We start from the raw sequence: 12709 nt of genomic DNA, 5'->3' as shown, positions 1-12709 counted from the left end.
AGTTGTAAATGAACGTATCTGAACTCCAAGGTAAAGATCACGCTGCTTTGACTAAAGAACTGAATGATCTGTTGAAGGCCCAATTCAGTCTGCGTATGCAAATTGCTACGCAGCAACTGACTAACACTTCGCAGTTGAAAAAAGTTCGTCGTGACATCGCACGTGTTAAAACCGTCATGAACCAGAAGGATGCCAAATAATGAACGATCAAGTGAATGTTCAAGTTAAAGTGGCATTGAAGCGCACATTAATTGGCAAAGTTGTGTCAGACAAGATGAACAAGACCGTTACAGTGGTCGTTGAGCGTCACGTCAAGCATCCTTTGTATGGCAAGATCATCGTCCGTAGTGCGAAGTACCATGCACATGACGAAGCGAACCAGGCAAAAGAAGGCGACACAGTTGAGATCCAAGAAGGTCGTCCGATCTCCAAGACTAAAGCTTGGACCGTGACACGTGTAATTCAAGTGGCACAAGTCGTATAAACTTATTGCACTAAGCTTTAAATGGTGTAATAATGATGGGCTGTCATTTGCAATACATGCAGATGACAGCCTAAATGTCTTTCGCAACACCCTTCGTTGTGAAAGTGGTTAAAAAATCGTCCACCTAATCAGTTGGCTCGTGCATTGTAGGTTATGTAGGGGTTGGCTGGCGGGACCAAGACTGACTACAAACTTGCATTGCGTAAGTTATGTGGATTAAGTTGGGAAAGAGAACATTATGATTCAAACAGAAAGCCGGCTGGAAGTGGCTGACAATACTGGTGCACGCGAAGTTTTGTGCATTAAGGTGTTGGGCGGCTCCAAGCGTCGTTATGCGGGTATCGGTGATGTAATTAAAGTCACTGTGAAATCTGCTGCACCACGCGGTCGTGTAAAAAAAGGTGAAATTTACAACGCCGTAGTTGTGAGAACAGCTAAGGGTGTTCGTCGTCAAGATGGCTCGTTGGTCAAATTTGATAGCAATGCTGCAGTATTGTTGAATGCAAAACTAGAGCCAATCGGCACGCGCATTTTCGGCCCAGTCACACGCGAACTGCGTACTGAGCGCTTCATGAAAATCGTGTCCTTAGCTCCAGAAGTGCTGTAAGGAGTCGTAATGAATAAAATTCGTAAAAACGACGAAGTCATCGTCTTGACGGGTAAAGACAAAGGTAAGCGCGGCGTGGTGCAAGCCATGGGCGAAAATACCGTTGTTGTTGCAGGTATTAACATTGCTAAAAAAGCAGTTAAGCCTAACCCAATGACTGGCGCAGTAGGTGGCATCGTGGATAAAGTGATGCCGATTCATGTGTCGAACGTTGCATTGTTTAATGCAGCTTCCGGCAAAGCAGACCGTGTTGGTTTCAAGGTAGTGGATGGTAAGAAAGTCCGTATCTTCAAATCGACTGGCGAAGTTGTGAAGGCATAACATCATGGCCCGTCTACAAGCATTATATAAAGAGAAAATCGTTGGCGACCTGACTGCTAAGTTTTCGTACAAAACAGTTATGGAAGTTCCGCGTATTTTGAAGATCACCCTGAATATGGGTTTGTCTGAAGCAATTGCAGACAAAAAGATCATCGAACACGCAGTGGGTGACCTGACTAAAATCGCCGGCCAAAAGCCAGTGGTAACGAAGGCTCGCAAAGCGATTGCTGGTTTCAAAATCCGTGAAGGTTATCCAATTGGTTGTATGGTAACTTTACGTGGCGCTCAGATGTATGAATTCCTGGATCGTTTCATCACCGTGGCTCTGCCGCGTGTACGTGACTTCCGTGGTGTTTCGGGTCGTGCGTTTGATGGTCGTGGTAACTACAATATCGGTGTCAAGGAACAGATTATTTTCCCTGAAATCGAGTACGACAAGATCGACGTATTGCGTGGTATGAACATCAGTATCACGACAACCGCAAAGACCGACGACGAAGCGAAAGCACTCCTCGCCGCATTTAAATTTCCGTTCAGAAACTGAGGCTGCCATGGCAAAATTGGCACTGATTAATCGTGAGCAAAAGCGTGCAGACCTGGTGAAGAAATTCGCCGGCAAGCGCGCCGAATTGAAGGCCATCATTGATGACCAATCAAAAACCGAAGAAGAGCGTTATATCGCCCGTCTGAAGTTGCAGGCTTTGCCACGTAATTCTAATCCGACCCGCCAGCGTAATCGTTGCGCTTTGACAGGTCGTCCGCGTGGCACATTCCGTAAGTTCGGTTTGGGCCGTATTAAACTCCGTGAAGTCGCCATGCGTGGTGAAGTTCCCGGTATGACTAAAGCCAGCTGGTAATAGGAGAATAAGCAATGAGTATGAGCGATCCTATCGCCGATATGCTGACCCGCATCCGTAACGCACAAGTTGTTCATAAAACTGTCGTTGCAATGCCGTCTTCCAAAGTTAAAATTGCTATCGCAATGGTACTTAAAGACGAAGGTTACATTGAAGATTTCGCAGTTTTGGAAACTGCAGGTAAGTCCGAATTAAAAATCGGCTTGAAATATTATGCAGGACGTCCTGTTATTGAGCGTTTGGAGCGTGTTTCACGCCCAGGTCTCCGTATTTACAAAGGTAAAGACGAGATTCCAAATGTGATGAACGGTTTGGGCGTGGCCATTGTGTCCACACCAAAAGGCGTCATGACTGACCGCAAAGCGCGCGCAACCGGTGTCGGTGGCGAAGTTATTTGCTACGTCGCCTAAGGGGAGTGAAAGATGTCTCGAGTAGGTAAGATGCCAATCGCTTTGCCGGCCGGTGCAGAAGTTGCAATTTCAGCAGAGCAGATTACAGTAAAAGGCCCTATGGGCGTGTTGACACAAAGCTTAAACGGCTTGGTGACAATTATAGACAACAGCGGCATTTTGAGTTTTGCGCCAGCTAATGAATCCCGTGAAGCCAATGCAATGACAGGCACCCTGCGTGCCCTCGTCAATAACATGGTCAGCGGTGTGACAAAAGGCTTCGAACGCAAACTGAATTTGGTCGGCGTTGGTTATAAAGCACAAGCCCAAGGTGACAAATTGAATTTGTCTTTAGGTTTTTCACATCCAGTCGTACATCAAATGCCAGAAGGCGTTTCCTGTGCTACGCCAACACCTACTGAAATCCTGATCAAAGGGGTTAATAAGCAGCAAGTAGGTCAAGTGGCAGCTGAAGTCCGTGCATACCGCAGCCCAGAGCCCTACAAAGGCAAGGGTGTCCGTTATTCGGACGAAGTGGTTGTGATTAAAGAAACCAAGAAGAAGTAATAGGGGTTGACGATGGACAAGAAACAATCACGTCTGCGCCGCGCACGTCAAACCCGTGCCAAGATCGCAGAACTCAAAGTGAATCGCCTGGCCGTGCATCGTACCAACCTGCACATCTATGCCAACATCATTGGCCCAGATGCCAAAGTGTTGGCTTCGGCTTCGACCTTAGAGGCCGAAGTACGTGCAGAGTTGGCTGGCAAGTCCGGCGCGGGTGGCAACACCTCCGCCGCAAGCTTGATCGGCAAGCGAGTAGCAGAGAAGGCAATCAAAGCAGGGGTTACCGAAGTTGCGTTTGATCGCTCCGGTTTCCGTTACCATGGCCGCATCAAGGCGCTTGCAGAAGCTGCCCGCGAAGCTGGCCTGAAGTTCTAAGGAAAATTTGTCATGGCAAAAATGCAAGCAAAAACAGCAGCCGACAAGCCGGACGATGGCATGCGCGAGAAAATGATCGCGATCAACCGTGTAACCAAAGTGGTTAAGGGTGGTCGTATCATGGGCTTCGCAGCGCTGACAGTCGTAGGTGACGGCGATGGCCGTATCGGTATGGGCAAAGGGAAGTCGAAAGAAGTTCCTGTTGCCGTACAAAAAGCGATGGAAGAAGCACGTCGTAAGATGATCAAAGTGACTTTGAAGAACGGTACTCTGCAACACACCGTTACTGGCAAGCACGGCGCATCTTCCGTCATGATTTCTCCAGCAAAAGAAGGTACTGGCGTTATCGCCGGTGGTCCAATGCGCGCGATTTTTGAAGTAATGGGTATTGTGAACGTCGTTGCTAAATCCAACGGCTCCACAAATCCTTACAACATGGTTCGTGCAACTTTAAACGGTCTGGCCAAGATGAGTACTCCATCTGAAATCGCTGCAAAGCGTGGCAAGAGCGTTGAAGAAATCCTCGGTTAAGGAGAGCGCGATGACTACTAAGACAGTTAAAGTGCAATTGGTCAAAGGTCTGATCGGCACACGCCAGGATCACCGTGCAACCGTACGTGGTTTGGGTCTGCGTCGTGTCAATTCAGTCTCTGAATTGGAAGACACGCCAGCAGTACGCGGCATGATCAACAAAGTCTCGTATCTTGTGAAGGTTGTAGCGTAAGTCGTAAGGCTTATGTTCGGAGCAAATTATGGAATTGAATAACATACAACCTGCTGATGGCGCAAAACACTACAAACGTCGTGTTGGTCGCGGTATCGGTTCAGGTATGGGTAAGACAGCGGGTCGCGGTCATAAAGGCCAAAAATCCCGTTCGGGCGGCTTTCATAAAGTCGGTTTCGAAGGCGGTCAAATGCCTCTGCAACGTCGTTTGCCTAAACGTGGTTTTAAATCACTGGCAACGCCGTTTAAAGCAGAAGTTCGTCTGACTGATCTCGAAAATCTGCCAGTCACTGAAATTGATATTTTGGCTTTGAAACAAGCCGGTGTCGTTTCTGAGCTCGCACGTGTAGTTCGTGTGATCTTGTCTGGTGCGATTTCCAAGAAAGTTACTTTGAACGGCTTGATCGTCACTAAAGGCGCTAAGGCAGCAATCGAAGCAGCTGGTGGTACGATCGCTTAATTCAGTGCAAATACCGGAGCAATAATTGGCAACATCTCCTCAACAAGCTAAAAGTGCAGCAAGCGGATTTCCTTGGTCTCGGCTTTGGTTCTTGCTCGCCGCACTCGTGGTCTACAGGATTGGTGCTCATGTACCAGTTCCTGGTATAGATCCGAATGCATTGACAGACCTGTTCAAACAAAACCAAGGCGGTATTTTGGGTATGTTTAACATGTTCTCCGGCGGTGCTTTATCACGGTTCGCCGTGTTCGCACTCGGGATTACGCCGTATATTTCGGCGTCGATCATCATGCAGTTGATGTCGATCGTCTCTCCGCAACTGGAAACGCTGAAGAAAGAAGGCGAATCCGGGCGCAGAAAGATTACTCAATATACGCGGTACGGCACTTTGCTTCTGGCAACGGTGCAGGCATATTTCATTGCCTTTGGTTTGGAAGCGCAGCCTGGTCTGGTTATCGACCCGGGGATGGCTTTCCGCCTGACTACTGTAGTAACGTTGGTAACGGGAACGATGTTTCTGATGTGGCTGGGCGAGCAGATTACCGAACGTGGTCTTGGTAATGGTATATCCATTATCATTTTCGCCGGTATCGCTGCTGGTTTGCCCAATGCCTTAGGCAGCCTGTTTGAGCTGGTTCGCACCGGCTCTATGCATCCGGCCTCGGTCTTGTTGATTTGTGTGATTGCAGCGGCTGTGACGTTCCTGGTGGTATTCGTGGAACGTGGCCAACGCAAGATCCTGGTCAATTATGCGAAGCGTCAGGTTGGAAATAAAGTGTATGGTGGGCAGAGCAGTCATTTGCCTTTGAAGTTGAATATGGCGGGTGTTATTCCTCCAATTTTTGCTTCTTCCATCATCTTGTTTCCAGCGACAATTACTAGCTGGTTTGCGAAGGGTGCAGAGTCTTCGACGAGTGGTTTTATTACCTTCCTCAAAGATCTTGCCGCTTCGATGGCACCAGGCGAGCCGATTCATGCTTTATTGTATGCAGCTGCCATTATTTTCTTCTGCTTCTTTTATACCGCTTTGGTATTCAACAGCAAAGAGACAGCTGATAACTTGAAGAAGAGCGGTGCGTTTGTACCCGGTATTCGACCAGGTGATCAAACGGCGCGTTATATCGATAAGATATTGATGCGTCTGACACTGGCAGGTGCCGTGTATATTACGCTGGTTTGTCTGTTGCCGGAATTCTTGATTGCCAAGTGGAAAGTTCCATTTTATTTCGGTGGCACATCGCTGCTGATTATTGTGGTCGTTACCATGGATTTCATGGCGCAAGTTCAGAACTATGTAATGTCTCAGCAGTATGACTCACTTCTTCGCAAAGCGAATTTTAAAGGCGGGATCCCTACGCGGTAATACCGTTTTGTGGGGGCAGCAGTAAAAATAGCCAAAGACGACGTTATTCAGATGCAGGGCGAGGTTCTCGAGAATCTTCCGAATGCAACATTTCGAGTTAAGTTGGAAAACGGGCATGTTGTACTAGGCCATATTTCAGGGAAGATGCGAACGAAACTGTTCGCATTCTTCCAGGCGATAAGGTGACAGTGGAACTGACGCCTTACGATTTGAGCCGGGCGCGTATCGTGTTCCGAACCAAGTAAATTAAAAGTGAACAAGAAGGGAAGAGGGCAATATGAAAGTTCTCGCATCAGTTAAGCGGATTTGCCGCAATTGCAAAATCATCAAGCGCAAAGGTGTTGTTCGTGTTATTTGCACAGAACCACGCCATAAACAGCGCCAAGGTTAATTTAACGTTATTGAACGAGGAATAACGAATGGCACGTATCGCAGGGGTTAATATCCCAAATCATCAGCATACCGTAATCGGCTTAACAGCTATCTATGGTATTGGCCGTCCACGCTCACAGAAAATCTGTGAAGCTACAGGTGTTTTGACAAGTAAAAAAGTCAAGGATCTGGATGACAACGAACTCGAGAAGCTTCGCGACGAAATCGGTAAATTTATCGTCGAAGGCGACTTGCGTCGTGAATTGTCCATTAACATCAAACGCTTGATGGACTTAGGTTGCTACCGTGGCATGCGCCATCGTAAAGGCTTACCTTGCCGTGGTCAACGTACACGTACTAACGCACGTACACGCAAAGGCCCACGGAAAGCAGCTCAATCTCTGAAGAAATAATCTGGGCTAGCCCGGATCCAAGGAAATTATTATGGCAAAAGCACAAAATAACGCAGCAGCAGCACGTGCTCGTAAGAAAGTTAAAAAGAACGTTGCAGAAGGTATCGCACACGTTCATGCTTCTTTCAATAACACCATCATCACGATCACTGATCGTCAAGGCAATGCGCTTTCATGGGCAACTGCTGGCGGTGCTGGTTTTAAAGGCTCACGTAAATCGACACCTTTCGCCGCGCAGGTTGCAGCGGAAGCGGCCGGTAAAGTTGCTGTTGAATGCGGTATCAAGAATCTGGAAGTTCGCATCAAGGGCCCAGGCCCAGGTCGTGAATCTTCGGTTCGCGCATTGAACAATCTCGGCATCAAGATTTCCTTGATCCAGGACGTCACACCAGTACCACATAACGGCTGCCGCCCTCCAAAGCGTCGTCGTATCTAAGCAATATCAAGCGGCAGCATTTGCTGCTGGCATTCTCACGCGTTTCGCGTTAGAATGCAGACCCGCCATTTCGTTGGCGGGTTTTGTGTTGTGAACTTTTTATTCAGGTAGACAGCCCAGGCTGTAGACTGAGATAAGACCACTGTCTGGTTGCAAGCAGATCAGACTAGCGCAGCTTGTTCTGCGTCATTTATAAAAGGAAAATACTGTGGCACGTTACATCGGACCTAAAGCAAAATTATCCCGCCGCGAAGGCACGGATCTGTTTCTGAAAAGCGCACGTCGCTCATTGGATTCAAAATGTAAGTTAGATGCAAAACCAGGTCAGCATGGTCGCACTTCCGGTGCTCGTACCTCTGATTACGGTAATCAATTGCGCGAAAAGCAAAAAGTTAAACGTATGTACGGCATTTTGGAACGTCAGTTCCGCCGCTACTTCGCTGAAGCTGATCGTCAAAAAGGCAATACCGGCGAAACACTGTTGAAATTGTTGGAATCCCGTCTCGACAACGTTGCTTACCGCATGGGCTTCGGCTCGACACGCGCTGAAGCACGTCAGTTGGTGAGCCACAAGGCTTTCACAGTCAACGGTACTGTTGTCAACATCGCTTCGTTCCAAGTTAAAGCTGGTGACGTTGTTGCTGTTCGTGAAAAAGCTAAAAAACAAGTTCGTATCGCTGAAGCGCTGTCGTTGGCAGAGCAATCGGGTATGCCAACTTGGGTTGCAGTTGATGCTAAGAAACTGGAAGGCACATTCAAAGCCATGCCAGATCGTAGCGACATCTGCCACGATGTCAACGAATCGCTGATCGTTGAATTGTACTCCCGTTAATATTCGTATCTTGACCTGCCTGTTTTACGACAGGCAGGTTTTTTCTTTAGTGCCATCAGCCTTATCGGTGTAATGAACCGAGGGTATTGAAAAGGACATTGCATGCAAAATAATCTCTTGAAACCACGTATCATCGACGTTGAAATGCTCGGCCCTGGCCATGCAAAAGTTGTGATGGAACCGTTTGAGCGTGGCTATGGCCATACACTCGGGAATGCTTTGCGCCGTGTATTGCTGTCGACAATGACAGGTTATGCGCCGACGGAAGTCACCATTGCCGGCGTGGTTCATGAATATTCTTCACTCGATGGCGTGCAAGAAGACGTCGTAGATATTTTGTTGAACTTGAAAGGCGTTGTCTTCAAGTTGCATAGCCGTGATGAAGTTACCTTGACTTTGAAGAAAGATGGCGAAGGCGCAGTGTTGGCTTCCGATATCGATTTGCCGCATGATGTTGAACTGATCAATCCTGAGCACGTCATTGCCAATCTGACTGCCGGCGGTAAGCTCGACATGCAGATCAAGGTTGAAAAAGGTCGCGGTTATGTACCGGGTAACGTCCGTCGTTTGTCGGAAGATGCTAACAAAACCATCGGTCGTATGATTTTGGATGCATCGTTTTCGCCAGTGCGTCGCGTATCGTATTCGGTTGAGTCGGCGCGCGTCGAACAACGTACCGATCTCGACAAGCTCATCATCAATATCGAAACCAACGGTGTCATCACACCGGAAGAAGCGATCCGTCAATCGGCACGCGTCTTGGTTGATCAATTGAATGTCTTCGCTGCACTCGAAGGTACCGAAGCTGCTGCTGAAGCGCCATCGCGCGCACCGGCCGTTGATCCGGTATTGTTGCGTCCGGTTGATGATTTGGAATTGACAGTCCGCTCGGCGAACTGCCTCAAAGCAGAAAATATTTACTACATCGGCGATTTGATACAGCGCAGCGAAAACGAGCTGTTGAAGACACCGAACTTGGGTCGCAAATCTTTGAACGAAATCAAAGAAGTATTGGCTTCCCGTGGTTTGTCTTTGGGCATGAAGCTGGAAAACTGGCCACCTGCTGGCTTGGAAAAGTAATTTAGTCTGATCGCCGGGCCAAGTGGCGCGGCGGTTTTTTATTGTTGTCCCCATTATTTACCGGCCCGCGGCAAGATGTTTGTCGATAGAAGAGCTGGCAATGAAATCTGAAAGGAAATACCATGCGTCATCGTCACGGCTTACGTAAGCTTAATCGTACTTCATCCCACCGTTTGGCTATGCTGCGCAACATGACAGTTTCTCTGTTGCGTCACGAAGCAATCAAAACAACTTTGCCAAAAGCTAAAGAATTGCGTCGCGTTATCGAACCGATTCTGACTTTGGGTAAAACAGACACATTGGCAAACAAACGTTTGGCTTTCTCGCGTCTGCGCGATCGTGAAATGGTGTTGAAATTGTTCGCTGAACTCGGCCCACGTTACGCTAATCGTAACGGTGGTTACCTGCGTATCCTGAAAATGGGTTTCCGCGTTGGTGACAATGCGCCTATGGCGTATGTCGAACTGATGGATCGTCCGGACGTTTCGGATGTAGAAGATGCACCGACTGCAGAGTAATTTGCGCAGCTTGTGTTCTTGAATGAAAAAACCGCCCTCGTGGCGGTTTTTTTTCGTCTCGGCGATTGTGGCAGCACAAGCTGGCGCGCCGCCCGCTGTGCAGGTTAGTGGCAAGCTTGTTAGAATAGCGGCGGCAGGCGGGCAGCGGCGCACGGTATCGAACGCGCAAACCGGCTCACACGTATGTTACATTTGAAATCATGCCACCTCTGGGTTTGCTGCTTAGCTTGCAGCCGCCGGTGGACTACACAGGAACACCATGACACAGCTGCGCAATGCCGCGTCCTCATACGCACAACAGACTCTGTTGCCCTTACTTACTTACTTGGCATGGGCTTTCTGCTTGGGTTTGGCATCTTTCGCGCATGCCGACGACTTCCTCGATCCGGAAGTCGCGTTCACCGCCGAGGCGAAAATGCTGACGCCAAGCATGGCCGAGGTGACGCTGCATATTGCCGACGGCTATTATTTATACCGCGAACGTTTGAAGTTCACTTCGGATGACGCGCAACTCGGTGCGCCGGAACTGCCTAAGGGCAAGATCAAGTTTGACGAAACCTTCCAGAAAGAAGTTGAAACCTATCGCCATTCTTTGATCGTGCATGTTCCTGTGCAGGCAGGCGGCGAATTTACTCTCAAGGTCGGGCGCCAAGGCTGTGCCGATCAAGGTTTATGTTATCCACCGATGGAGAGCGTCCATAAATTGCTGCCACCGAGTTTGCCCGCCGCCACTGCGGCTGCCGTTGACTCGCCGGAGTCAGGCGCTGGCACAGCGGCGGCACCGGCTGATGAAGCCGGCTCGCTCAGCTCGGCCTTGAAGAGCGGCAAGATGTTGGTGATCCTACCCTTATTCTTTCTGTTGGGCTTAGGTCTGTCGTTGACGCCTTGCGTGTTGCCTATGGTACCGATTCTGTCGTTTATCATCGTCGGCGAAGGGGCTGGCATCAGTCGGGTGCGCGGCTTCGTGCTCTCGATCGCGTATGTGCTTGGTATGGCCTTGGTTTACACCGGCATAGGGGTGGCTGCCGGCTTGGCTGGTGAAGGCTTGGCAGCGAGCTTGCAGAACCCTTGGGTGCTGTCGGCATTTGCCCTGCTGATGGTCGGCTTGGCGCTGTCGATGTTCAATGTGTATCAGTTGCAAATGCCGGCGGCCTTGCAAACGCGGCTGACGCTGGTTTCTGAAGGTCAACGCAACAGCAAGTTTGGTAAATTATTCGGGGTCTTTTTGATGGGGGCGATTTCGGCCTTGATCGTCGGCCCCTGCGTCACCGGCCCCTTGCTCGGTGCCTTGGTGTATATTAGCCAAACCCGCGATGTCGTCGTCGGTGCGGCTGCCATGTTCGCCATTGCGCTCGGTATGGGCGTACCCTTGTTGATACTCGGTTTGTCGGCCGGCAGCTTGTTGCCGCGCGCCGGGGTGTGGATGGAGAGTATCAAGCGCTTTTTCGGCGTCTTGATGTTGGCCATGGCTTTGTGGATGATCTCGCCGGTGATACCGGTGGCGGCACAAATGGCTGCTTGGGCGGTGATTTTGCTCGGATATGCAGGCTATCAACTATTTTTCCATCGCGCCGGCAAACCGGCGAAAGCCTTTGCCTTCGCACTTGGTTTGCTCGGTTTGGCGCAATTGGTCGGCGTACTCAGTGGTGGGCGTGATGTCATCTCGCCCTTGGCACATCTGTACGGTGCCGCACCGCATACTACCCATTTTCAGCGCATACGTAGCGTAGCGGAGCTTGATGCAGCTTTGGCGCAAAACAAAGGCAAGCTCGCCATGCTCGACTTCTATGCCGACTGGTGCGTGTCTTGTAAAGAGATGGAAAAACTCAGCTTCAGCGACGAACGCGTCAAAGCCCGCATGGATACGATGTTGCTGCTGCAAGCTGATGTGACCGCCAATAATGCCGAAGATAAAGCATTGTTGAAACGCTTTGGTTTGTTCGGGCCGCCTGGCATTATTTTCTTTGATCCGGCTACGATGACAGAAATTCCGGATAGCCGCGTGGTCGGCTACCAAAATGCACCAATATTTTTACAATCGCTGCAGAAATTGGATGCGCGCTAAACCTCCTTACTGTTTGAGGCACGCGCGGTCGGCAGCATCGCCGCACGCTTATATGAGCGCTTGTATAAGCTTGCAACTTCTCTGTTGTTGAGATCGAAACACGCTGGCTATATAGTCAGAGTTCGCTAATTTGGAGAGAAACATGACTTTACGTTTAGGTGATATTGCCCCCGATTTTGAGCAAGATTCTTCCGTCGGTCCTTTGAGTTTCCATCAGTGGGCCGGTGATTCCTGGGTCGTTTTATTTTCTCATCCGGCCGATTTCACGCCGGTCTGCACCACGGAGCTGGGCCTGACAGCCAAGCTCAAACCATCTTTCGATGCACGCAATGTGAAGGCCATCGCGCTCTCGGTCGATGGCGCAGACTCGCATCGCGCTTGGATTAAAGATATCGAAGAGACGCAGCATACCGTGGTCGGCTTTCCTATCATTGCCGATGCCGACCGCAAGGTTGCCACGCTGTTTGACATGATTCATCCGCATCAGTCGGAAACCTTGACGGTGCGCTCGCTGTTTGTCATCGACCCGAACAAAAAGATACGCTTGATCATCACTTACCCGCTCAGTACCGGGCGCAATTTTGATGAGGTCTTGCGCGTGATCGATGCCTTGCAATTGACTGATGCCTACACGGTAGCGACGCCCGGTAACTGGCGCGATGGCGACGATGTCATCATTCCTTTGTCGGTCAAGGATGAGGACGTGATCAAGCAAAAATATCCGAAAGGATATACTGCCGTGCGCCCATATTTACGTGTGACGCCGCAGCCGAATAAGTAATCGTCTTCCGTATCATTGAAAAAACCGCCTTGAACGGCGGTTTTTTTTTGATCGCACGCTGCACA

The 12709-nt window shown here is 49.5% G+C and carries 21 protein-coding genes and 1 pseudogene; all 22 read left to right on the top strand.

All coding sequences use genetic code 11. From position 1 onward, the window contains the following. Positions 1-8 precede the first annotated feature (8 nt). A complete protein-coding gene (rpmC, locus tag QN359_RS02670) occupies positions 9-200 on the top strand; it encodes a 50S ribosomal protein L29 (RefSeq protein WP_322249895.1) in 192 nt (63 codons plus the stop codon). 11 nt (positions 201-211) lie between these two features. After that, positions 212-484: a 30S ribosomal protein S17 gene (rpsQ, locus tag QN359_RS02665; RefSeq protein WP_322251033.1), complete on the top strand. Its 273-nt coding sequence runs from the start codon at positions 212-214 to the stop codon at positions 482-484. A gap of 238 nt (positions 485-722) precedes the next feature. Next, on the top strand, positions 723-1091 hold the full coding sequence (gene rplN / locus QN359_RS02660; RefSeq protein ID WP_016836029.1) for a 50S ribosomal protein L14: 369 nt from the start codon (positions 723-725) through the stop codon (positions 1089-1091). Between the two features lie 9 nt (positions 1092-1100). Beyond that, positions 1101-1412 carry a 50S ribosomal protein L24 gene (gene rplX / locus QN359_RS02655; protein WP_322249894.1) on the top strand — a complete coding sequence of 104 codons (312 nt, stop codon included), beginning with the start codon at positions 1101-1103 and terminating at the stop codon, positions 1410-1412. Positions 1413-1416: 4 nt separating this feature from the next. Continuing rightward, positions 1417-1956 (top strand): 50S ribosomal protein L5, encoded by a 540-nt coding sequence (rplE, locus tag QN359_RS02650; protein ID WP_322249893.1) that lies wholly within the window; start codon positions 1417-1419, stop codon positions 1954-1956. Between the two features lie 7 nt (positions 1957-1963). Beyond that, entirely contained in the window at positions 1964-2269 is a 306-nt protein-coding gene (gene rpsN / locus QN359_RS02645) for a 30S ribosomal protein S14 (RefSeq protein ID WP_322249892.1), read from the top strand. 14 nt (positions 2270-2283) lie between these two features. Continuing rightward, on the top strand, positions 2284-2679 hold the full coding sequence (rpsH, locus tag QN359_RS02640) for a 30S ribosomal protein S8 (RefSeq protein ID WP_322249891.1): 396 nt from the start codon (positions 2284-2286) through the stop codon (positions 2677-2679). Between the two features lie 12 nt (positions 2680-2691). Further along, entirely contained in the window at positions 2692-3225 is a 534-nt protein-coding gene (rplF, locus tag QN359_RS02635) for a 50S ribosomal protein L6 (protein ID WP_322249890.1), read from the top strand. A gap of 12 nt (positions 3226-3237) precedes the next feature. After that, positions 3238-3600, top strand: coding sequence for a 50S ribosomal protein L18 (gene rplR / locus QN359_RS02630; RefSeq protein ID WP_322249889.1), 363 nt, complete (start codon positions 3238-3240; stop codon positions 3598-3600). A gap of 12 nt (positions 3601-3612) precedes the next feature. Then, positions 3613-4131 (top strand): 30S ribosomal protein S5, encoded by a 519-nt coding sequence (gene rpsE / locus QN359_RS02625; RefSeq protein ID WP_322249888.1) that lies wholly within the window; start codon positions 3613-3615, stop codon positions 4129-4131. A 10-nt stretch (positions 4132-4141) separates the two neighbouring features. Then, positions 4142-4324: a 50S ribosomal protein L30 gene (gene rpmD, locus QN359_RS02620; protein WP_322249887.1), complete on the top strand. Its 183-nt coding sequence runs from the start codon at positions 4142-4144 to the stop codon at positions 4322-4324. A 28-nt stretch (positions 4325-4352) separates the two neighbouring features. After that, complete coding sequence (rplO, locus tag QN359_RS02615; RefSeq protein ID WP_322249886.1) at positions 4353-4784, top strand: 50S ribosomal protein L15; 432 nt, start codon at positions 4353-4355, stop codon at positions 4782-4784. A gap of 25 nt (positions 4785-4809) precedes the next feature. Then, the gene (secY, locus tag QN359_RS02610) at positions 4810-6147 is read left to right on the top strand and encodes a preprotein translocase subunit SecY (RefSeq protein WP_322249885.1); all 1338 of its coding nucleotides are present in this window, start codon (positions 4810-4812) and stop codon (positions 6145-6147) included. Positions 6148-6174: 27 nt separating this feature from the next. Further along, positions 6175-6392: pseudogene (gene infA, locus QN359_RS02605) on the top strand (translation initiation factor IF-1). A 32-nt stretch (positions 6393-6424) separates the two neighbouring features. After that, positions 6425-6538 (top strand): 50S ribosomal protein L36, encoded by a 114-nt coding sequence (gene rpmJ / locus QN359_RS02600; RefSeq protein WP_014004415.1) that lies wholly within the window; start codon positions 6425-6427, stop codon positions 6536-6538. A 28-nt stretch (positions 6539-6566) separates the two neighbouring features. Beyond that, positions 6567-6932: a 30S ribosomal protein S13 gene (gene rpsM, locus QN359_RS02595; protein ID WP_322249884.1), complete on the top strand. Its 366-nt coding sequence runs from the start codon at positions 6567-6569 to the stop codon at positions 6930-6932. Positions 6933-6963: 31 nt separating this feature from the next. After that, complete coding sequence (gene rpsK / locus QN359_RS02590) at positions 6964-7368, top strand: 30S ribosomal protein S11 (protein WP_110255932.1); 405 nt, start codon at positions 6964-6966, stop codon at positions 7366-7368. Between the two features lie 208 nt (positions 7369-7576). Beyond that, positions 7577-8200 carry a 30S ribosomal protein S4 gene (rpsD, locus tag QN359_RS02585; RefSeq protein ID WP_322249883.1) on the top strand — a complete coding sequence of 208 codons (624 nt, stop codon included), beginning with the start codon at positions 7577-7579 and terminating at the stop codon, positions 8198-8200. Positions 8201-8302: 102 nt separating this feature from the next. Next, positions 8303-9280 carry a DNA-directed RNA polymerase subunit alpha gene (locus tag QN359_RS02580; protein WP_322249882.1) on the top strand — a complete coding sequence of 326 codons (978 nt, stop codon included), beginning with the start codon at positions 8303-8305 and terminating at the stop codon, positions 9278-9280. Between the two features lie 122 nt (positions 9281-9402). Next, on the top strand, positions 9403-9798 hold the full coding sequence (gene rplQ / locus QN359_RS02575; protein ID WP_322249881.1) for a 50S ribosomal protein L17: 396 nt from the start codon (positions 9403-9405) through the stop codon (positions 9796-9798). A 259-nt stretch (positions 9799-10057) separates the two neighbouring features. Then, positions 10058-11863: a protein-disulfide reductase DsbD gene (dsbD, locus tag QN359_RS02570; RefSeq protein ID WP_322249880.1), complete on the top strand. Its 1806-nt coding sequence runs from the start codon at positions 10058-10060 to the stop codon at positions 11861-11863. 142 nt (positions 11864-12005) lie between these two features. Next, positions 12006-12644 carry a peroxiredoxin gene (locus QN359_RS02565; RefSeq protein WP_322249879.1) on the top strand — a complete coding sequence of 213 codons (639 nt, stop codon included), beginning with the start codon at positions 12006-12008 and terminating at the stop codon, positions 12642-12644. The last annotated feature ends 65 nt before the right edge of the window (positions 12645-12709 follow it).

Source organism: Undibacterium sp. 5I2 (genome assembly GCF_035019605.1).
Taxonomy (GTDB): domain Bacteria; phylum Pseudomonadota; class Gammaproteobacteria; order Burkholderiales; family Burkholderiaceae_D; genus Undibacterium.
The sequence above is the reverse complement of the archived record's forward strand: the minus strand, read 5'-3'. Positions and strand labels throughout refer to the sequence as shown.

What these genes read in the sequence shown, in the direction of transcription:
- rpmC (WP_322249895.1), top strand. Translation starts at nt 9, where the DNA reads ATGAACGTATCTGAACTCCAAGGTAAAGATCACGCTGCTTTGACTAAA.
- rplN (WP_016836029.1), top strand. Translation starts at nt 723, where the DNA reads ATGATTCAAACAGAAAGCCGGCTGGAAGTGGCTGACAATACTGGTGCA.
- rplX (WP_322249894.1), top strand. Translation starts at nt 1,101, where the DNA reads ATGAATAAAATTCGTAAAAACGACGAAGTCATCGTCTTGACGGGTAAA.
- rplE (WP_322249893.1), top strand. Translation starts at nt 1,417, where the DNA reads ATGGCCCGTCTACAAGCATTATATAAAGAGAAAATCGTTGGCGACCTG.
- rpsN (WP_322249892.1), top strand. Translation starts at nt 1,964, where the DNA reads ATGGCAAAATTGGCACTGATTAATCGTGAGCAAAAGCGTGCAGACCTG.
- rpsH (WP_322249891.1), top strand. Translation starts at nt 2,284, where the DNA reads ATGAGTATGAGCGATCCTATCGCCGATATGCTGACCCGCATCCGTAAC.
- rplF (WP_322249890.1), top strand. Translation starts at nt 2,692, where the DNA reads ATGTCTCGAGTAGGTAAGATGCCAATCGCTTTGCCGGCCGGTGCAGAA.
- rplR (WP_322249889.1), top strand. Translation starts at nt 3,238, where the DNA reads ATGGACAAGAAACAATCACGTCTGCGCCGCGCACGTCAAACCCGTGCC.
- rpsE (WP_322249888.1), top strand. Translation starts at nt 3,613, where the DNA reads ATGGCAAAAATGCAAGCAAAAACAGCAGCCGACAAGCCGGACGATGGC.
- rpmD (WP_322249887.1), top strand. Translation starts at nt 4,142, where the DNA reads ATGACTACTAAGACAGTTAAAGTGCAATTGGTCAAAGGTCTGATCGGC.
- rplO (WP_322249886.1), top strand. Translation starts at nt 4,353, where the DNA reads ATGGAATTGAATAACATACAACCTGCTGATGGCGCAAAACACTACAAA.
- rpmJ (WP_014004415.1), top strand. Translation starts at nt 6,425, where the DNA reads ATGAAAGTTCTCGCATCAGTTAAGCGGATTTGCCGCAATTGCAAAATC.
- rpsM (WP_322249884.1), top strand. Translation starts at nt 6,567, where the DNA reads ATGGCACGTATCGCAGGGGTTAATATCCCAAATCATCAGCATACCGTA.
- rpsK (WP_110255932.1), top strand. Translation starts at nt 6,964, where the DNA reads ATGGCAAAAGCACAAAATAACGCAGCAGCAGCACGTGCTCGTAAGAAA.
- QN359_RS02580 (WP_322249882.1), top strand. Translation starts at nt 8,303, where the DNA reads ATGCAAAATAATCTCTTGAAACCACGTATCATCGACGTTGAAATGCTC.
- rplQ (WP_322249881.1), top strand. Translation starts at nt 9,403, where the DNA reads ATGCGTCATCGTCACGGCTTACGTAAGCTTAATCGTACTTCATCCCAC.
- dsbD (WP_322249880.1), top strand. Translation starts at nt 10,058, where the DNA reads ATGACACAGCTGCGCAATGCCGCGTCCTCATACGCACAACAGACTCTG.
- QN359_RS02565 (WP_322249879.1), top strand. Translation starts at nt 12,006, where the DNA reads ATGACTTTACGTTTAGGTGATATTGCCCCCGATTTTGAGCAAGATTCT.